The sequence below is a fragment of the Halosimplex rarum genome, assembly GCF_047715405.1.
Taxonomy (GTDB): Archaea; Halobacteriota; Halobacteria; order Halobacteriales; family Haloarculaceae; genus Halosimplex; species Halosimplex rarum.
The window spans coordinates 4,306,139-4,322,322 of the sequence record NZ_CP180412.1; the positions used below are offsets into that span (position 1 = coordinate 4,306,139).

Genomic DNA, 16,184 nt, shown 5'->3' on the forward strand with positions numbered 1-16,184 from the left:
GATTTACACCTATGTGGCGAGCGTTAATCGCGGGGGATGTGGTGGGACCTCACGATAACTTCGACGACTCGGCGGACATCATGTGTGTCAACTGCGGCGCGCCGTCTCACCACGTCTCTGCGCACACGAAGAACGAACAGAATCCGAACAAACAGGACATCTTCACGCCTGCCCACTTCCGCCACAACCCTGACGAGGGTGATTCCTGCGCAGGCGGTGAATCGGATATCCACATCCGCCGAAAGAACGTCGCGCTCTCGAAGGCTATGACGGAGTTCGACTGCGACGAAGAACGGAGTCGGACAGAAGAGTTCGTCGGCGACAATCGAGCTGACGCACGCGCCGTCTTCACCGAGACTCACGATACGTATGGCCGCGGGCTCGCGATCGAGTACCAGCACAAGAACGAGTCCAAGGACATCGAGGCCGTCACCGAAGAGTACCTCTCAGAGGGCTACACTCCTGTCTGGCTCTGGGAGGAGCAGTTCTCCGAGGACGATCGGGACGTCGACCTCTTCGGCGGCACTGTCGTTCCAGTCTGGCCGAACGCAGTACCCGAACAATCCGAGTGGGGTGGCGAGTTCGACTACGAGCCGTTCAGACGCTCGCGAATAATGCCCTACAATGTCTCGTCTAACCACGCGTTACGGGCCATAGTCCCTACACAGATCACTCCTGGGAAACTATGGGGGGTTCAATTCACGGCCGCTCAGGTGACCTATCGGATGCCTCCCGAGTGGCACGACGACCAAGCTCAACGTATCTGGAACGAGACCAGCTGGGAGGATATCTTCAACCCACCGGAAGACTATCTGGACATCTGGCCGTACGCGAAGGTCCCGGCCTCACTTCCGGGCGAATGGAGTGCAGACGTACTCAGAGAGTGGTGGGACGAGTCTGACTGGGCTGCCAAGTTCAAGTTCCCGTACAACTACGACCGCACTTACGGGAAGAATCACGTCGACGCAACGATCCACCTGTTCTCTTGGCTAGAACAGGACGAACTGTTCTTGTTCAAGGGTCCTCTCGGATCGAGCGCCTTCCAGAAGTGGGGAACGGTCGACATCGAAGATCCAGCGACGCCGACAATCAGCGGTAGCGCAGAGGCTCTCATCCCGGGCACGTACGAAGAGCAGGTAATGAAGAAATTCCGGCCATCTCGTTCTATAGACGTAGAACGCCCGTCAAGCCCGATAGACGACATCCAGTGCTGGGACTGTGGCGCGTACTGGTGGTACAAGAAAGACCACTCGGAGTGCCCAAAATGCGGTACCCCAGTTGATTGGGTGTGGAATGTCGAGACATACCGCGTCTCCAGATCATCGTTAGAAGAACTGGACTCAAACCCTCTATCATAGTTGAGCACACGAATACACCTCCCGGCCGGTTCAACCAATCGGTTCAACCGATGGAATGGATCAATTCATTCAACGAACCAAATGAACCAATAGAATAAATTAATTATTTACCGAAATCTGCGATATACCGGCCATGCTGGCCTACAGCACATACTCCGAGGCGGGCGGCGTCGGAAAGACGACGACCGCCGCGAACCTCGCGGTCGCACACGCTCGCGCCGGTCTGAAACCGCTCGTGATACCGCTCGACCCACAAGAGGGAAACTCTCGCGGCTGTTCGGGGTCGACGACGATCGCGCCGCCGACGTTGACACGCTCGCCCATCATATGATCCGCCGACCGAAAGGCGACTTTCACGATCTCATCCGCACGACCGAGCACGGCATCGACATCGTTCCCGAACACAACAACCTCGCCGACCTGGACGGCTGGCTCGATCGCGAGAAAGAGCAGGCTGAGGCCATCGGCGAAGCGTTCGGTACCCGCACCGCACTGCTCCGCGTGCTGAAGGACGGGGGCGTTCGCGACGAGTACGCCGTTCTGATCTGTGACCCGCCGGCGACCGAGGGCGTCCACCTCCACAACGCCATTCACGCGACGCGCTCGCTCGTGATCCCGGTCGAACCAAGCGAGAAGGGCCGTGCAGCAGTCGAAGGGTTTGAAGCGCTCGTGAACGGGCTAGAGTCGGAATTACAAATCGAAGTCGGGGTGTTAGCCGCTGTCCCGACTGGCGTCAAGAACACGAACGACCAGCAAGCCATCCTCGACGAGATCGACTACTCCACGCCGGAGATCATCGCCGAGCGGACGTCGCTCATGGAGGGCTGCTGGCGCCAGCAGTGTTCGGCCTTCACCTACGTCCAGGAACATCGCGACCGCCTTCGCGACTACGAGCTGGACCCGCTCGCGCAGTACGACCGAATCGCCCGGTACCTCGAAGAGCGCGCCGGGATCGAGGCGCCGAACCCACCGGAAGCTGGTGACCTCGTCCACGAGGTGATGCACGCATGACGAATGGAATGAAAGACGGCGCCGGGGAAGACCCGTTCGCCGAGGATCCCGAGCCCGTGGAGCAGACTACTGAACCCGACGAGACAGACGACGAACCGGCCACGGAGTTCGACAACAGCGGGAAGTCGGAGTCGATACAGGAAACTGAGGAACTCCCGTACGTCCTCACCCGGAAGACGGTCAAAGAAGACCGGAACAACGAGCACGTCGCACTCCTCTGGGACGAGTACTCCGAACTGGAGGACGACATCCACGAGCGCGTAGCCGACGAGATGGGTATCAGTTCGAAGGACCTCTCGGTATTTGACCTTCGAGAAGCCGTCTGGGAGCTCGCGGACGAACACTCAGACGAACTCGCTGATATCCTTCTTGGCTCGGGCTACGAACACCGCAAATAGCTGCTCGATGTGTCAGAATATTGTAACCGTATGAGTGACAACTTCGAGTTTCCCGCGGATACCGACATTCTTCGCAACCCACGGACCACTGAGTGGCTTAATCGCGTCAAAATTCGCGCCTGATTCCCGAACGATTATATGATAATATTGTGTTATACCAATACGGATTCTGTGTGTATGGAACTACTACCATCACCAATCACAAGTTCCGAATACATCAGATAGCGGGAAGGCTTATCTGTCCGAGTGCATTAGCGACGCCGAGGACAGAACAATGGCCAAGAAGGCACTACTGGGGCTCGCCGCCCTCGTTGGAGGTTCAGCGCTGTACGACCGCTACAGAACGTCGCTGCACGACCGCGTGGTGAAGCAGACGTTCAACACCGTCGATCGCCACACCGACGAGTCGGCGTCGATCTACGTTGACCACGTCGACGACGAGGTAGACGCGGACGGCAACGCGCAAGGGGTCCTCGATACGGCACAGGTGCCCGATCTCATCGTCGAGGGGTTCGACAACAAGAACCTGATCGTTGAGGTCGACACCGCCGAGGCGCTCGAAGACGACCTAGTCGATTGCGCCGCGCAGATCCGCGACTTCGCGATGCCCGGCTACAAGCGCGTGCTCGTGACCGACGATACAGTCGTCGGTGAGAAGTTCGTCGACGAACAGGGTCTTGACGGGGTTGCCGTGGCGACGTCCAGTAGCGTCAGGCAGTACCTGTAGAATTCGGCTCGTGTGAGGGTTACTGAGCTTCTATGTCGCCGATATCAAGCACTTCGTCGAAATCCTTGTTGCTCGCCGGTTCAGTCATTTTCTTACCGAGCTCGTAACCGAACTCTGAGAGCCGGGACTTCTCGTCTGCATCTGTCCCCGTTGGGAGTGGGATATACGCTCGCCAGGTCTGCTGGCCGATGTATATGATATCGCCTTCGTAGTAGGGTACCCCTCGATATTTGAGTCGGATACCGCCTAACTTCACGTCGGGGTTATCAAAAGATCGGCTCGCCCAATCTCCGTAAAACTCGCCTATGTCCCCCTCTGAGAAGGGGCGTACCGCTTCGATCGTCATTTCTCTCTGTTGATTTGTCCATGTGTCGGGCTCTCCCCAATGCTTCCATTCGTTCACGTCGCTGTCTTTTACGATCTGTTTTGCCCCTGAGAGGTCCATTGGTGTATTTCAATTATGTCGAGAGTGGTAGAACTTTTGATTTCGATCGTTTCCACACAAAACCTCGGAGGATAGGATCGCTGCGCGCCTTTATTTCACTTCCTTAACTAATGGAATCCCTGTTAGGTAGGTATGCATATTGACCAGATAATCTGTTCTCAACCGTCACAAGTGGAGAATTCTGATACACTACAAATATTTTTACTGATCTGCAGATGTGGAAATTTGGCCCAATTGGTCTCTTAGTATGAATTCAATCTATTGTTGTCCATATTGAATTAAAGTGGACAAAGATCAGTTTAGAGCCGATGGATAATTCACACATACCATAATATATTTTATATTAGTTGAGGAAGCTTTATGGCCATAGATACTATCAATTAGATTGCAATGCGAGAAAGTAATTCGGAAAAGAAGGTTGGGCCGAAGAGTACAAAGAGGAGTTTTCTCAAGAAGGCCGGTGTAGCAGCCGTAGGACTACCCTTCGCATCAAATGTCGTATTAGCAGACACAAAAGACGAGAAAGATCCTTATATGAAATCGCTGGAACTCCGGGAAGAGAATAATTGGAGTGCCAGTCGATGGCACGATTATCTTGAAGAGGAAGAAAAGCTATCTTCAGGTTCGTCTCAAGTAACAGTTTCTAACCCAGTTCCTGAAACACCTTCTGAAACACCTTCTGGAACACCTTCTGGGCCTAGTCCAGACAAGCTCGATAGAGTAGAATCGACATTCACATTCACGTATACCAGACATAATGAATCAGTCACTCCATTTGATGATATTGATCTGGAGTGGAATCACAAAGCAGGCGACCTCGATGACTATGGGGAAAATCCCCCAGATCTGGCTGGTATATCATTTGCTAGTAACCACTATGATCGAACTTACGAAGAGGACTGGGTGTACTATGAACGTGGTAATCTCACAAAAGATCCGAATGGGTTTAATTCCAAAGATCCAAACCATGGGGCTGCCGCCATATTTAAAGACGGTGGCATAGCATCCGGTTACAATTCATGGTTTGGACTACGAGTAGAACCAAACGAGGACCTTAGCCCGTCTGATCGTGAAATAGAGTTCGATTACGCACACACCTATCCGGTTGGTAAAATCGAAGGGATCTCAATCGGTACCGGTGGAATATCTTTCTCTGTTGCATCTAAGACAAAAAGATGGGATTATGAAGAAAGCTTCCGTGAAAAAGACATTGTAGATGGAAAAACGACTGATCCAGGTCCCGCGTAGATCATTGTTGTAATGATTTAATTAATTTTTTAAATATAACCCGCGGAGATACGCATCTCCGAGCGGTCAAACAGTCCGACCCCGATCATATTCTCTCGAGATATGCCGATACAACCGAGGAGATGTTCAAGTCGATTGGATATTAACCACCGACGTACCCGACAATCCAATCACGTATTCTGGCAACTGTGCGAGATACAGAGCGCGTATGCAGTATGGCGGCGTCGGCGGATATCAAGGTGATCGAGTGAGGGGACTAAAAGGTGAATTCTGCAGAACCGCCAGTGATTAGAGTTGGTAACTCACCCGGACGTCACTAGATTACAGGCCTCAGTTTGATATGGCGATACGGTAGCTAAAAGTGGCATTTACCTATCCAGCAGTTTTTTGGACACACTACCAGAACCCGTCATTATGTCGCTCCGAAGTCCCCGTCAGGTTCTCACAGAAAGCGTTCCGATTGCTGGCATTATGGTGTTCTGGCTGGTAGCCTCCTGGATTGGCTCGCACCCGCTTCTCGGAACTGGAGCAAGGGTTGCTGGTCTGGTGATGGCCCTGATGTATGCCTTTGTTCGGGGCATCGCGTTTACGACTGGTTCCCGCCCGTCACCCGAACTTGATGATATCGGGACAGTCCTACGGGTTAATGCACTCGCGCTAACTGCTGCTGCTGCGTGGTTTGTCCTCGCACGGCTGACCCTGATTATCGGACATGTGTGGAACGACTTGGCACTGCCGGGCTTGTTTACCTCGCCCGCCGACGGGTTTGCGTTCGCGTTCACTGCGACCGGCGTGATGACTGTCATCATGTACGCCATCGCACTTGGGACTGCCGCCATCCACGATGGATTTTCCCGGGGAGGTACCACGGACCCAACTGTTTCGCCTGCGGACGACTAAACGGCCATACCAGATGAATCTACGGGTTGATCGGTACGTGAGTCCCCTATATTGACCGCATCCAGGGTGAATGTGTCTCCTACAGAGGGTTGCAACAGAGCCGGTCATTGACCGTCCCGGTCGTGATCGCTGTGGCGCAACTGCCTCTTGTCACCCTGTCCGCTCTGTTCGACCGCGGCTTCGAGTTCATCGAGACGCTCGGCGTGGTCGTCGAGCCGCGCCTCCTGTTCGAGGTCGATACTGAGCAGCGCGGGCAGGAGCGGGCTCTGATGGTTCAGCAGGCCACTCGCGTCGGCGTGCTCCCGGGCGTAGGTGAACAGCTGATCGAAGCGGGGTTGGTCTTGGCGTCGTAGCGCCTTTCGGAACGTCTGCCAACGCTCTTCGATCGCCCGGAGTGCATCCCGATAGGTAGGGTTCGTCCGCCCCATCGTTATCGCCCGCCCGCGTTTACGGCGGCCGGCCAGGCATCGAGCAGCGGGTCGGCCGTGCGCGTCTGCGTCGTCCCGTCGACGGTCACCCCATGCCCGACTTCGTCGTCTTCGTTCTGGGCGAGGCCAGCGGGTTCCAGCCCGATGGTGGCAGCACGTTCGCCGAGGAGCTGGCGCCAGTAGGCGAAGGTCGTCTGGTAGTACGCCCCGTCGCCGACCGGGTAGACGAGCGTCTCGAACTCGTCGCCGACGAAGCGCGGTCCCAGCTTGGTCTGTTCGCATACGAGGTGGCGGTCGGCGGTCGTCTCGATTGGCGCGGTGACGCCGTCGTCGGCCGTCCGCGTGACGAGGACGGGGATGTCGTAGCCCGTCGCGTACTCCCGCAGACGGGCGAGCCCGCGGGCCTGCAGCATCTCGGCGTGGCGGTCCCCGAGGGTGTCGTCGGCCCGGTACTGCGCGTCGACAGCGGGAGCGACGACGAGCGACGGCGTTTGTGGGGTTGCGTCGGAATCGTCTGCTGAGTGGTCATTGCGGTCGCGGCGGTGAGTCACGAACGGGTCGGTAGAGGTCGTTGTCTGGATGTGACTGTTCACGGCCGAGGGCAGGTCACAGAGTGCGCCGTAGTGCTGGTAGGCCGTGAACCCACGGGCGACGTGAATCCGGTCGAGCAGGCGCTGACTCGGGGTGAGCCGGGAGATCGAGGTCGTGGTCGCGTGGCCGTCCGCGTCGACCCAGAAGGCCGGCCCGTCGTGCATGAGGAGATGGTCGAGGACGAGCGACTGGAGGACGGGCACGCCGCGTGACCCGTCGACGTCCAGGAGCGTAATCCCAGGTTCGAGTGAGGGAAGAAAGACGTCCTCGCCGGCTGGGTTGCCCTCGCGAGCGAACTCTTGGTTCCGATCGGCATCGCGGACGGGCCGGTCGACCGACAGCCGGGTCGCCATCGAGTCCGACTGCGTCGTAGTGTGCTCTGACATATCTGCAAAGAGGAACGGATTCAGAATAAGCCGTGGCGTGTCCCTTCCGGGTTTCAGAGAACGGCGACTCGGAGGATCCAGATCGCGGCCCCGTCCTGCGAATTTGTAGTAGAGGAGTGTCCTTTCCGGAGCGCCTTCCAGGCGGGTCGGGAGTTCAAGCCCACGGAGTGCGTAGACGGATTCATGTGTGGTCGGACATCGCTGTTCATCCCGCAGGACGACCTCGAAGACCGGTTCGATGCGACGGTCGTCACCGACGGCGGGTACACGCCGCGGTACAACATCGCGCCCGGAGAGTCACTGGAGGTCATCACGAACGAAGCGACCGAAGCGATCGATCAGTTCCACTGGGGTCTGATCCCGTCCTGGGCGGACGACCCCGAAGAGGGCTTCATCAACGCCCGTTCAGAGACAGCGGCCGAGAAGCGCGCGTTCGCGGACGCCTGGGAATCGCGCCCGTGTCTCGTGCTCTCGTCGGGCTTCTACGAGTGGCAACAACGAAACGGCGGGCCGAAGCAACCGTATCGGGTCTATCGTCCCGACGACCCCGCCTTCGCGATCGCCGGGCTGTGGGAAACGTGGGATGGCGACGATGAGGACGTGTCCTGCGTGACGATTCTAACGACCGAGCCAAACGACCTGATGGCCCCGATCCACGACCGAATGCCGGTCGTATTGCCAGCCGACGCCGAAGACCAATGGTTGACTGCGGGTCCGGGCGAGCGGGCTGAGCTCTGTCAGCCGTATCCTGATGGGAATCTAGATGCCTACGAGATCTCGACGCAGGTCAACAATCCCGACAACGATGAAGCAACTGTGCTAGAACCGCTCGGTCACGAGCAGTCGGGACTGGGGGAGTTCGGATCATCGTAAGGTGAGATCTGTTTCGGAAACAGTGGGGTTCTGAAAGTGCTCCTTTTCTTCGTAGAGACTTGACTGACCGCGCAATTGTAGCCACCAGAGATCTGCTTACGCCTCGATATCCGGGGGAAGAAATATTGGTCTCACTGCTGTTGTGCATAGATATTCATGGATACGAGGACTGAGAAGTTGAACTCGCTATTGAAAGATGGGCTCTTCGATATCCCACGCTACCAGCGAAGTTATTCCTGGAAACAGGATCAACTCCAAGACTTGCTGGACGACCTACGTTATCTTCCGGATGGTCGCACCCACTTCTTCGGGAACATCATCCTCGAAAAGCAAGATGATCCATTCCGAACCGACAACGGTCTTCAATACGATCTCTTCCACGTTGTGGACGGCCAACAGCGTCTAACGTCAGCAATTATCTTTCTCCACGTAGCCGCCCAGTACGACGACACAGTTGCAGAAACACTAGACCACGACAATCTAATCTTCCCTGTCGATGAACGTCCCCGACTACTTCCGCAAGATCAGGATAAAGAGTATTTCCGAGACGGCGTACTCGGAACAGCGCAGATCGACAGACAGACCCCTTCACAAGAGCGACTCAAAGGAGCTATCGAATTTTTCGAGGAGCACTTTCAGAATTTGGACGACGACGATGAAATCAGGAGTTTGGCCGAAACGCTTCGTTACGACTGCCGTATCAATGTCGTCGAAATCGACGAGGAATCAGAAGCTGCGTCGATTTTCGAGAGTTTGAACGACCGAGGGCGGCCGCTATCAACGCTGGACAAAACGAAGAGTTTCCTGATGTACATGGACGATCGGTCCAGCAACAGGGGAAAACTAGCAGAGCAAATCAAGCAGCGCTTTGGCAAGATCTACAGGGAACTGTTCGTCCTCTCCAATGGTCACGAACGAGTCGATGATTTCGACGAAGATAGCTTTCTCCGATTCCACTGGGGGCTCTACGATGGATACGACTCTGACGAATATTTTCAGGGCTTCGAGACGCTGAAAACGAGATTACGAGAGCAGTACCGAGCCGGTGAACTCGAAGCAGTGCAAGAGGCCATCGATGACTATACTCTCGATCTGCGAGAGGGGGCATCTGCGTTCGCCGCAATCTTCGAACCGCAGTCGCTGCCCGAAAATCCACGTTCGTCATTGATTTTGCTTCTCGAACTCGGACGGCTCGCGAACGTTCTTCCTGTCCTGATGGCATCCTACTTGCAGTTTGGTGAGGAAAACCCGAGTGGATTTGCCGATATCGTCGATGCCTGTGAGACGCTAGTCTTCCGGATGTACGGTATTGACAATCGCCGTGCGGATACAGGGCGGGGTCGGTTGGTTCGACTCGCCCACGAGATCCATACCGACGATTCGCTTGAAAGTGAGGAAGTCGTACTACGAATTGATTCGATCACAGAGCGATACACTGGAGACGAGCGCTTCGAACGACAACTCCGCGATCCGGAATTCTTCGACAGTAACACCAGCCGAGATATCAAATATCTCTTCTACCGATATGGACAGCAGATCGATTCCGAGGCTGGTGAAGAAGTCCTGAAGGATGTCTCTCATATCCTCTCTCAGGAGTTCCAGGTCGAACATATCCTAGCCCGGAAATTACCATCGGAGGAGATTCCATCGGATCTGTCGGGTCACTTTGATGAACACGTTCACCGGTTGGGCAACCTCACTCTCGCGAGCCGCTACTGGAACAGTTCCTATGGAAACTTACCATTTGCAGAGAAGCAACGAGCCAGCGGCAATCGCGAAAAGGACTACGAGTCATCTGCGCTTCGGGTGCAGAGTGAATTAGCGGATTTCGATACGTTCGGCAAACGAGAAATCGACGAACGGGAAGATACCCTGGTCGAGTTTGCTCTCGACGAGTGGGCAATTTCGCCACCGAAGATCGATGAACCAACTGTCGAGTCTCGAGAGGAATTTACGGGGTATTTCCCGCCCGATTTCTTCGACCGTCTCTCGAACAAACAAGAAGCGATGTTTCGAGCGCTATTCGAAGCCGAGGGCCCGATATCGAGCGATGAACTAATCCGTCGCATGGAGGAAGAGTACGATGAATCGGTCGGTGGGAGTACTGGGTTAGCGGGTATCCTCGCTGGGTTGACGTCGAAACATTCCAAAGAGTTCCGACGCAGTATCATGCCGGCTGATTGGAAAGGCGACCAATACCACTGGCAACTTACCTTCGATGAGACACAGGAAGAGAGGTTTCGGGAACAGTTGGGCTATGATACTGAGGAGAATTGACGCTCGGTTCGTGAGCTGAACACTCACGACTTATCTCAAGTTCTGGTCTTCTCACCGAAATTCACTTCAATCCGATTTTCGGATGCTCCGACCAACCACGATCGCATTGCGAACTGGGCTCCCTACAGACGAAAGCGAACTCCACCTCGTCGGGCTGGACAGCGCTCTTAGGACATTTCCTCACTGCGTCGCCGACGTAGCGGTCGCATCCACGAGTGCGTACTCCCTATCGCGACTCGTGCCCTCAGCTTTTACCAGGTTGTATTGGGTCATCTTCGAGAGGTAGGTCCGGATCGTCCGCTGTGTCCGCGGGTCGTCGACGCGGTCACTGTAGTGGTCGTGAATCTCGCTCGGACCGAGCGGCCCGTGGTCGCGGACGACGTCGTAGACGACCTGCTGGTGGGGCGTCAACGCGTCGAGGTTCTTCTGTTTGATCTGTGCCCGAGCGTCCGAGGCGGCATCGAGCAGGAGTTCGTCGGTGATTCGCTCGCGATTCTCGCGATCGGCCTTGCTCGCGGCCGTGCGGAGGATGCCGATCGCGAGCCGGGCGTCGCCAGCAGCGGCGTCGGCGATCCGGTGAAGCTGGTCGGCCTCGATAGTGTCGGGGTCCAGCCCCCACTTCGCTCGCGCGGCGAGGATGTCGCGCAGTTGTTCGTCGTGGTAGCTGTCCATCCGGACGTGTTCGCTCGACCGGAGGCGGCTGACTAGCCGTTCGTCGATGCAGTCGAACAGTTGCTCTTCCGTGTTGGCGATACAGATGAGCGCGAACTGCGGGAGGCTGTGGAGGTCGTAGATGACCGCGGGGTTTTCGAGCTGGTCGACTTCGTCGAGGATGACGACGCGTCGCGACCCATCGTAGCTCTGGAGACGGTCGACGAGTTCGTCGTGGGGAGTGGACTGGCGGTGGATGTCGAGCGTCTCACCGAGGTCGTCGAGGATCTGATAGAGGGCGCGATAGCGAGTGTAGTTGCGCCAGCAGTTGACGTACGTCGACTCGACGTCGAGGACTTCCTCGCGGAGGCGCTCGGCGACGAACTTCGAGATACAGGTCTTGCCCGCGCCACTGGGGCCGGTCACGAGCGCCGTGTTGGCCGGCTCGTCGTTCGTGACCGGTTCGAGCACGCTGGAGAGGTGGTTGACCTCGGCGTCGCGATGCTCGACCTCCCGCGGGACGAAACCGGCGCGCAACACGCGAGCATCGCGGATCATTCTGGTACAGTGGTTCCGGCTTTGACTACAAAAACATATGCGGGGCGTTTCCGGGAAAGGGTGAGAGTGGGATATCTGGGTCGGCGATAGGCTCCCTTCTGTGCCGTTTTCGAATGGCTACGGTCGGTGTTTCCCGAAAACCAGTCTTGGCTGTAGCCGATTTCCGGGAACGGGTCGGGTGACGCTCGCGTGTGTTCTGTTTGCGCCCCTGAGGGGTGGGGCGCGTCCTGCCGGAGGCGCCTTCCGTCCAACGGAGTCGCTATTCATGGAGACAACTGAGTCATCGGTCTCCTTCGACGAGACCGACACACGACGCGATGAGATGCACAGCACGATCGACGCCTGGATCGACGACCTCGTCACGGCCGTCGACGAAGCACAGTCGAGCGACGAGTTTCAGGAGTGGCTCGACGTCCAGAGTCGGTTTCACGACTACTCGTACCGGAACACACTCCTGATCAAGCGGCAGTGTCCCGAGGCGACGAAGATCGCTGGGTACCGGACGTGGCAAGCGGAGTTCGACAGGCACGTCCGGGAAGGCGAGTCGGCAATCTGGATCTGGGCGCCGATCATCACGACGCGCTGTCCCGAGTGCGAGAACGCGCCGAGTTACCACGAGAAGATTGGGTGTGAGTACGACGAGACAGACCCAGAAGAATGGTCAGAAGGATTGGTGGGATTCAAGCCTGCGCCTGTCTTCGATGTCTCTCAGACCGAGGGCGAGCCACTCCCGGAACTCGACACGGTAGCGACGGGCGAGGCGGCCAATCTCCTTCCAGAGCTGATCAACATCGCGGACGACATCGGTGTGAGGGTGAACGTAGTCTCCCATGGCGAGTGGAGTCATGGGGACGCTGAGGGGATCTGTGGGCGTTCCGGGACCGAGGAGAAGCCAACGGTCGAAGTCCGTGATCGAGAGAGCCGGGCGGCGGTCGCCGGGACGCTGATCCACGAGTACGCACATGCGCTGCTCCACTTCGACGGTGTGGACGACACCGAACGGTCGAAACGTGAGGTAGAGGCAGAAGCCGTTGCGTACATCGTTGGCCGATACTGCGGGCTCGACATGAGCGGGTCGGCGTTCTACCTCGCGGCGTGGGAATCCGATGATGCCGGAACTGTTCGGGATCGACTCGATCGGATAAGTCGAACAACTGACAAACTGATGGAGCCCCTCGAATATTGAGGATGTCTCTCTTCCTAGTAGAGTTATTCAATCACTTCCGAGATACACTCCTGATCGATTGGTGCAGATGGTTCTCCATCGTCAATTGTCGCATCGAGCACCCGGCTACAGAGGCTGAGAATCTGCCGTACATTCCCCTGTGAACGCTGGAGAATATACTGGAGTCCATCCTCGGTAAACGGCTCGATACCACCTCTTGACTCATCCCGGGCGAGGTCGAGATATTCACGTACGAGACTTTGGATCTGCTCTTCTGTCATGGGACGGAGTGCAACCTCCTGGCCGATCCGTTCCGAGAACGCATGATATTCGCTCATCACGTCCTGCCAGACCTCGGGTGCACAGCCGAAGAGCACACAGAGTCCCTGGCTGTTCTGATCCATCAGGTGTCGAATGCTGTTCAGCGTTGCTTGTTCGTCTTTCGGCGAGAGACGAGCGATACGCTCGAATTCATCGACGAACATGAACACGCCCGTATAGTCGAGATCACGGAGCATGTTCTTCAGTGCAGTGAAGGCCCGCACAGCTGTCGTATCATCGTCGATCGCGCTGTGGATCTCCATCTCCTTGCGTTGCTCGTATCTGAGTCCCTCGGCAGTGAGCCACTGCCACGCGTAGAGATTGGTATCTTCATAGACGAGATGTACGAGTGCCCGCGCGAAGTCGGCGAACTTCGTCACATCACTCAGTTGTTGGACCGCCGTCGGCACGATTTCAGAAAGGAGGACTTCGCCATCATCGATCAAATCCTCCATTGCAGACGCACTCATCGGGTTTCGGTCAGTCTCTTCCCGCGTGACTTCAGCGAGGTATTCGTAGCTCAACTCCTGAAACCGATCGAAGCCGACGTCGTAGATAAACTCGTGGTAGATGTCGAGGAACCCCTCGCCCGGTTGGGCCACGTATCCGACGAAGACGTCGTCTCGATCCCGGACGAGCGACCGAGTGTATTTGAGGGTATGGGACTTTCCGTTGCCGTACTTCCCGGTTACGACAAGGTGTTTCGACTTCCCCGTGCTGAGGACTGATGAGACAGTATTGCTGATCCGATCGGTGACGTGTTCCTGGCCACAGTAGATCAACGGATCATCGTTCGGGACTGGGCTGTAGGGGAACGGGTTACTCTCGAGGCCGAACTCCGAGTAGTCGCGCTGTTCGTCTGTAATCGTGAAGTTTCCGCTCATGAGTGGGTGTACGTGAGGTTGCGGTCGTGGACCGTGAGGTAGTAATACTGTTTGCCGAACTGTTCGATACCAGCCATTACTCGATCGGTGGACTGCGATGTTGAGACAAGTCCCTCATCATCGGAGAGTTCCATGGTCTTGATCCCGTAGTCTGCCTCTTTGGCACCGGTATCAACCGGCGCTCCCGATAGTTCTAGTTTTCCGACGTTCTGCTGTGCGAGTGACCCGAGTGCTTCGTCGAAGGCATCGCGTGTCGCACCAAGGCGGCTACAGAGTTCTTCACGCACCTCGGGGATCGAGAGATAGCGCTGTCGCATGCCCACTCCAGCGGTCTCTTCGAGGTCGTCGTAGACCTGGAGGAGCGCGTACTCGAACGTGTTTGGGATGTTGTCTTCTTCCGTTACGTAGTACTCGCCGGTGAACGCGTTGCGCTGTAACACACCGAGCCGTCCTGCCCAGTCGCCGAGCACCTCGACACTGGCCTGATTGTAGGTGTACGGGCTGAACTCAGCACTGGCTTCGAGTTCCGTGAGCGTCTCCTCAAGCGTGATCGGGCCCTCAGATTCAACGACGTCGATGAACGCGCCGTAGTGAGGACTCCGCGTCTCGAGAATGGAACTCACTCGGAACCAGTCTTCAGTCCGAATCGCCTCGACGAACGATTCACCGACAGCGGTACATTCGTACAAATCATCGTCGGATTCTTCGAGGAGTGCGATACGGGAGGCTTCGAGGATAGCTGAGCGAGCTCGTCGATGGCTGACGTCAAGTTTCTCCTCGATATCTTCTGTCGTCTGCTGTCCGTCGCTACAGAGATGCGCTACCTCGACGAGTCGTGCGAGCGACACCGGCCGGACAGTCGGTCGCTCGTCACTCATGTGAGCCTCCGGACCTGCTGCTTGGCAAGTTGGAACGCACGATTTGTGACTTCGTTCCCCTGGAAGCGGAGGTCGAGATACCCCTCCAGATCTTCACCTGCGGCGGCCATGTATCGGAATCGGCGCAGTTCAAGCGCTAACGCCCAGAGGTTATGCTGGACGAGGAGATCGCGGTCATCACGGACCGCATCAAACCTCCGCGTACTGCAAATCGGGCAGGCGCACGGCAGGTGGGACAGTTCCTCGATGTTCTTCATCGGTTCGCCCCCGAACCCCGGGATCAGATAGTTCCGATTGCCAGCACTCCGGATGAACGCCGAGGAGTCGAAACTATCCACACCGAGATAGAGAAGGAGCGGTTGGTACGTGACGCCCCCAAGCCCGTAGACGTGCAGATGTTTTTCCGTTGCTCGCCTGGCCGCTAGTATAATCTTCGTTACCTTTTCATAGTCGGTTCGGATGGGGACGAGACTTCCGAGGGCGTAGCCATCGAACTCGCCGTTCCGTTCCAGATGTCGGATACTGTTCCGGACCGTCTCGGGGTCGTACCCGTGGACACTGCCGAAGAGGAGTGCGTCCCCATCGTGGCGCTCACTTGCTTCCAGAGCGAGGTCGATACTCCGACTGATCCGGCGTTGGTTCTCCGCTTGCCGGTTGTCTCTAGAGAGGGGAACGTCGACGGTTCCGTAGATGTCCGCCTCGATCTGAGACTGTGTTTCAAGTGTCTCTTCGGGAGTCGTGTCGACCTCGTTCTGCTGAAAATCGAACCCCCCACTATCGGCGAAGATGATCGTCTCATCCGAGACATCCATCTCCCCCCGTAGTGTGGACTCCCCCTGGAGTCGGTTCCATTGCGGTTCCCGGTTCCGGATGGCCCGAGCGTTGACCATCGCCGTGGGCAGGTCCGGGATGCTATCGGTGTATTCTGGTGTATTGTCGCTCGATCGTTTCCCGATGTTACTGACCGGGAAGAGGACGGGCGTCTCGACCGTCCCGTGTGGTGTCTCGAGCGATCGATGTCTGTACAGCATGGCGACGCGCTGTCGTAGGCTCGGCTTTCCTGTAAAACTTTGCCCAAACAAAGC

The 16,184-nt window shown here is 56.7% G+C and carries 15 protein-coding genes and 1 pseudogene; 9 read left to right on the plus strand and 7 right to left on the minus strand.

The genetic code is table 11. The features are described 5' to 3' along the window. The first annotated feature begins 38 nt into the window (after positions 1 to 38). The 4 genes and pseudogenes from ACMGFH_RS20545 to ACMGFH_RS20560 all read left to right on the plus strand — a co-directional run bounded on the left by ACMGFH_RS20545 (position 39) and on the right by ACMGFH_RS20560 (position 3,494). On the plus strand, positions 39 to 1,358 hold the full coding sequence (locus tag ACMGFH_RS20545) for a hypothetical protein (protein ID WP_415380472.1): 1,320 nt from the start codon (positions 39 to 41) through the stop codon (positions 1,356 to 1,358). Positions 1,359 to 1,491: 133 nt separating this feature from the next. Next, positions 1,492 to 2,369 (plus strand): annotated as a pseudogene (locus tag ACMGFH_RS20550) (ParA family protein). Continuing rightward, positions 2,366 to 2,767 (plus strand): hypothetical protein, encoded by a 402-nt coding sequence (locus tag ACMGFH_RS20555; protein ID WP_415380473.1) that lies wholly within the window; start codon positions 2,366 to 2,368, stop codon positions 2,765 to 2,767. The pseudogene ACMGFH_RS20550 and the gene ACMGFH_RS20555 overlap by 4 nt, the downstream one beginning before the upstream one ends. 274 nt (positions 2,768 to 3,041) lie before the next feature. Continuing rightward, entirely contained in the window at positions 3,042 to 3,494 is a 453-nt protein-coding gene (locus ACMGFH_RS20560; RefSeq protein ID WP_415380474.1) for a hypothetical protein, read from the plus strand. 19 nt (positions 3,495 to 3,513) lie between these two features. Here ACMGFH_RS20560 and ACMGFH_RS20565 read toward each other — a convergent pair whose 3' ends face one another. Then, positions 3,514 to 3,939: a hypothetical protein gene (locus tag ACMGFH_RS20565; RefSeq protein WP_415380475.1), complete on the minus strand. Its 426-nt coding sequence runs from the start codon at positions 3,937 to 3,939 to the stop codon at positions 3,514 to 3,516. 390 nt (positions 3,940 to 4,329) lie between these two features. Here ACMGFH_RS20565 and ACMGFH_RS20570 point away from each other — a divergent pair, with 390 nt between their 5' ends. Both ACMGFH_RS20570 and ACMGFH_RS20575 read left to right on the plus strand, forming a co-directional pair. After that, the gene (locus ACMGFH_RS20570) at positions 4,330 to 5,187 is read left to right on the plus strand and encodes a hypothetical protein (RefSeq protein ID WP_415380476.1); all 858 of its coding nucleotides are present in this window, start codon (positions 4,330 to 4,332) and stop codon (positions 5,185 to 5,187) included. 414 nt (positions 5,188 to 5,601) lie between these two features. Next, positions 5,602 to 6,087, plus strand: coding sequence for a hypothetical protein (locus ACMGFH_RS20575; protein ID WP_415380477.1), 486 nt, complete (start codon positions 5,602 to 5,604; stop codon positions 6,085 to 6,087). A gap of 104 nt (positions 6,088 to 6,191) precedes the next feature. On the opposite strand, the gene ACMGFH_RS20580 is transcribed toward ACMGFH_RS20575, so the two are convergent. Together ACMGFH_RS20580 and ACMGFH_RS20585 are read right to left on the minus strand one after the other, a co-directional pair. Continuing rightward, the gene (locus tag ACMGFH_RS20580) at positions 6,192 to 6,515 is read right to left on the minus strand and encodes a hypothetical protein (RefSeq protein ID WP_415380478.1); all 324 of its coding nucleotides are present in this window, start codon (positions 6,513 to 6,515) and stop codon (positions 6,192 to 6,194) included. A 2-nt stretch (positions 6,516 to 6,517) separates the two neighbouring features. Beyond that, complete coding sequence (locus ACMGFH_RS20585) at positions 6,518 to 7,492, minus strand: hypothetical protein (protein WP_415380479.1); 975 nt, start codon at positions 7,490 to 7,492, stop codon at positions 6,518 to 6,520. Positions 7,493 to 7,675: 183 nt separating this feature from the next. On the opposite strand from ACMGFH_RS20585, the gene ACMGFH_RS20590 reads away from it, so the two are divergent. Together ACMGFH_RS20590 and ACMGFH_RS20595 are read left to right on the plus strand one after the other, a co-directional pair. Continuing rightward, positions 7,676 to 8,365 (plus strand): SOS response-associated peptidase, encoded by a 690-nt coding sequence (locus ACMGFH_RS20590; protein WP_415380480.1) that lies wholly within the window; start codon positions 7,676 to 7,678, stop codon positions 8,363 to 8,365. A gap of 156 nt (positions 8,366 to 8,521) precedes the next feature. Further along, positions 8,522 to 10,642: a DUF262 domain-containing protein gene (locus ACMGFH_RS20595; protein ID WP_415380481.1), complete on the plus strand. Its 2,121-nt coding sequence runs from the start codon at positions 8,522 to 8,524 to the stop codon at positions 10,640 to 10,642. A 180-nt stretch (positions 10,643 to 10,822) separates the two neighbouring features. Here ACMGFH_RS20595 and ACMGFH_RS20600 read toward each other — a convergent pair whose 3' ends face one another. Further along, positions 10,823 to 11,851, minus strand: a complete 1,029-nt coding sequence (locus ACMGFH_RS20600) for a Cdc6/Cdc18 family protein (RefSeq protein WP_415380482.1) — start codon at positions 11,849 to 11,851, stop codon at positions 10,823 to 10,825. Positions 11,852 to 12,116: 265 nt separating this feature from the next. Between ACMGFH_RS20600 and ACMGFH_RS20605 the strand changes: the two genes are divergently transcribed. Beyond that, the gene (locus ACMGFH_RS20605; protein WP_415380483.1) at positions 12,117 to 13,037 is read left to right on the plus strand and encodes a DUF955 domain-containing protein; all 921 of its coding nucleotides are present in this window, start codon (positions 12,117 to 12,119) and stop codon (positions 13,035 to 13,037) included. A gap of 23 nt (positions 13,038 to 13,060) precedes the next feature. Here ACMGFH_RS20605 and ACMGFH_RS20610 read toward each other — a convergent pair whose 3' ends face one another. The 3 genes from ACMGFH_RS20610 to ACMGFH_RS20620 are packed head-to-tail and all read right to left on the minus strand — an operon-like array spanning position 13,061 to position 16,130. After that, positions 13,061 to 14,221 (minus strand): BREX system ATP-binding domain-containing protein, encoded by a 1,161-nt coding sequence (locus ACMGFH_RS20610; protein WP_415380484.1) that lies wholly within the window; start codon positions 14,219 to 14,221, stop codon positions 13,061 to 13,063. After that, positions 14,218 to 15,099, minus strand: a complete 882-nt coding sequence (locus ACMGFH_RS20615; RefSeq protein WP_415380485.1) for a hypothetical protein — start codon at positions 15,097 to 15,099, stop codon at positions 14,218 to 14,220. Before ACMGFH_RS20615 ends, ACMGFH_RS20610 begins: the two co-directional genes overlap by 4 nt. Further along, the gene (locus ACMGFH_RS20620; RefSeq protein ID WP_415380486.1) at positions 15,096 to 16,130 is read right to left on the minus strand and encodes a tRNA-guanine transglycosylase; all 1,035 of its coding nucleotides are present in this window, start codon (positions 16,128 to 16,130) and stop codon (positions 15,096 to 15,098) included. Before ACMGFH_RS20620 ends, ACMGFH_RS20615 begins: the two co-directional genes overlap by 4 nt. Between the last annotated feature and the right edge of the window lie 54 nt (positions 16,131 to 16,184).

What these genes read in the sequence shown, in the direction of transcription:
- ACMGFH_RS20590 (WP_415380480.1), top strand. Translation starts at nt 7,676, where the DNA reads ATGTGTGGTCGGACATCGCTGTTCATCCCGCAGGACGACCTCGAAGAC.
- ACMGFH_RS20565 (WP_415380475.1), bottom strand. Translation starts at nt 3,939, where the DNA reads ATGGACCTCTCAGGGGCAAAACAGATCGTAAAAGACAGCGACGTGAAC.
- ACMGFH_RS20605 (WP_415380483.1), top strand. Translation starts at nt 12,117, where the DNA reads ATGGAGACAACTGAGTCATCGGTCTCCTTCGACGAGACCGACACACGA.
- ACMGFH_RS20615 (WP_415380485.1), bottom strand. Translation starts at nt 15,099, where the DNA reads ATGAGTGACGAGCGACCGACTGTCCGGCCGGTGTCGCTCGCACGACTC.
- ACMGFH_RS20585 (WP_415380479.1), bottom strand. Translation starts at nt 7,492, where the DNA reads ATGTCAGAGCACACTACGACGCAGTCGGACTCGATGGCGACCCGGCTG.
- ACMGFH_RS20560 (WP_415380474.1), top strand. Translation starts at nt 3,042, where the DNA reads ATGGCCAAGAAGGCACTACTGGGGCTCGCCGCCCTCGTTGGAGGTTCA.
- ACMGFH_RS20570 (WP_415380476.1), top strand. Translation starts at nt 4,330, where the DNA reads ATGCGAGAAAGTAATTCGGAAAAGAAGGTTGGGCCGAAGAGTACAAAG.
- ACMGFH_RS20620 (WP_415380486.1), bottom strand. Translation starts at nt 16,130, where the DNA reads ATGCTGTACAGACATCGATCGCTCGAGACACCACACGGGACGGTCGAG.
- ACMGFH_RS20580 (WP_415380478.1), bottom strand. Translation starts at nt 6,515, where the DNA reads ATGGGGCGGACGAACCCTACCTATCGGGATGCACTCCGGGCGATCGAA.
- ACMGFH_RS20600 (WP_415380482.1), bottom strand. Translation starts at nt 11,851, where the DNA reads ATGATCCGCGATGCTCGCGTGTTGCGCGCCGGTTTCGTCCCGCGGGAG.
- ACMGFH_RS20555 (WP_415380473.1), top strand. Translation starts at nt 2,366, where the DNA reads ATGACGAATGGAATGAAAGACGGCGCCGGGGAAGACCCGTTCGCCGAG.
- ACMGFH_RS20610 (WP_415380484.1), bottom strand. Translation starts at nt 14,221, where the DNA reads ATGAGCGGAAACTTCACGATTACAGACGAACAGCGCGACTACTCGGAG.
- ACMGFH_RS20575 (WP_415380477.1), top strand. Translation starts at nt 5,602, where the DNA reads ATGTCGCTCCGAAGTCCCCGTCAGGTTCTCACAGAAAGCGTTCCGATT.
- ACMGFH_RS20595 (WP_415380481.1), top strand. Translation starts at nt 8,522, where the DNA reads ATGGATACGAGGACTGAGAAGTTGAACTCGCTATTGAAAGATGGGCTC.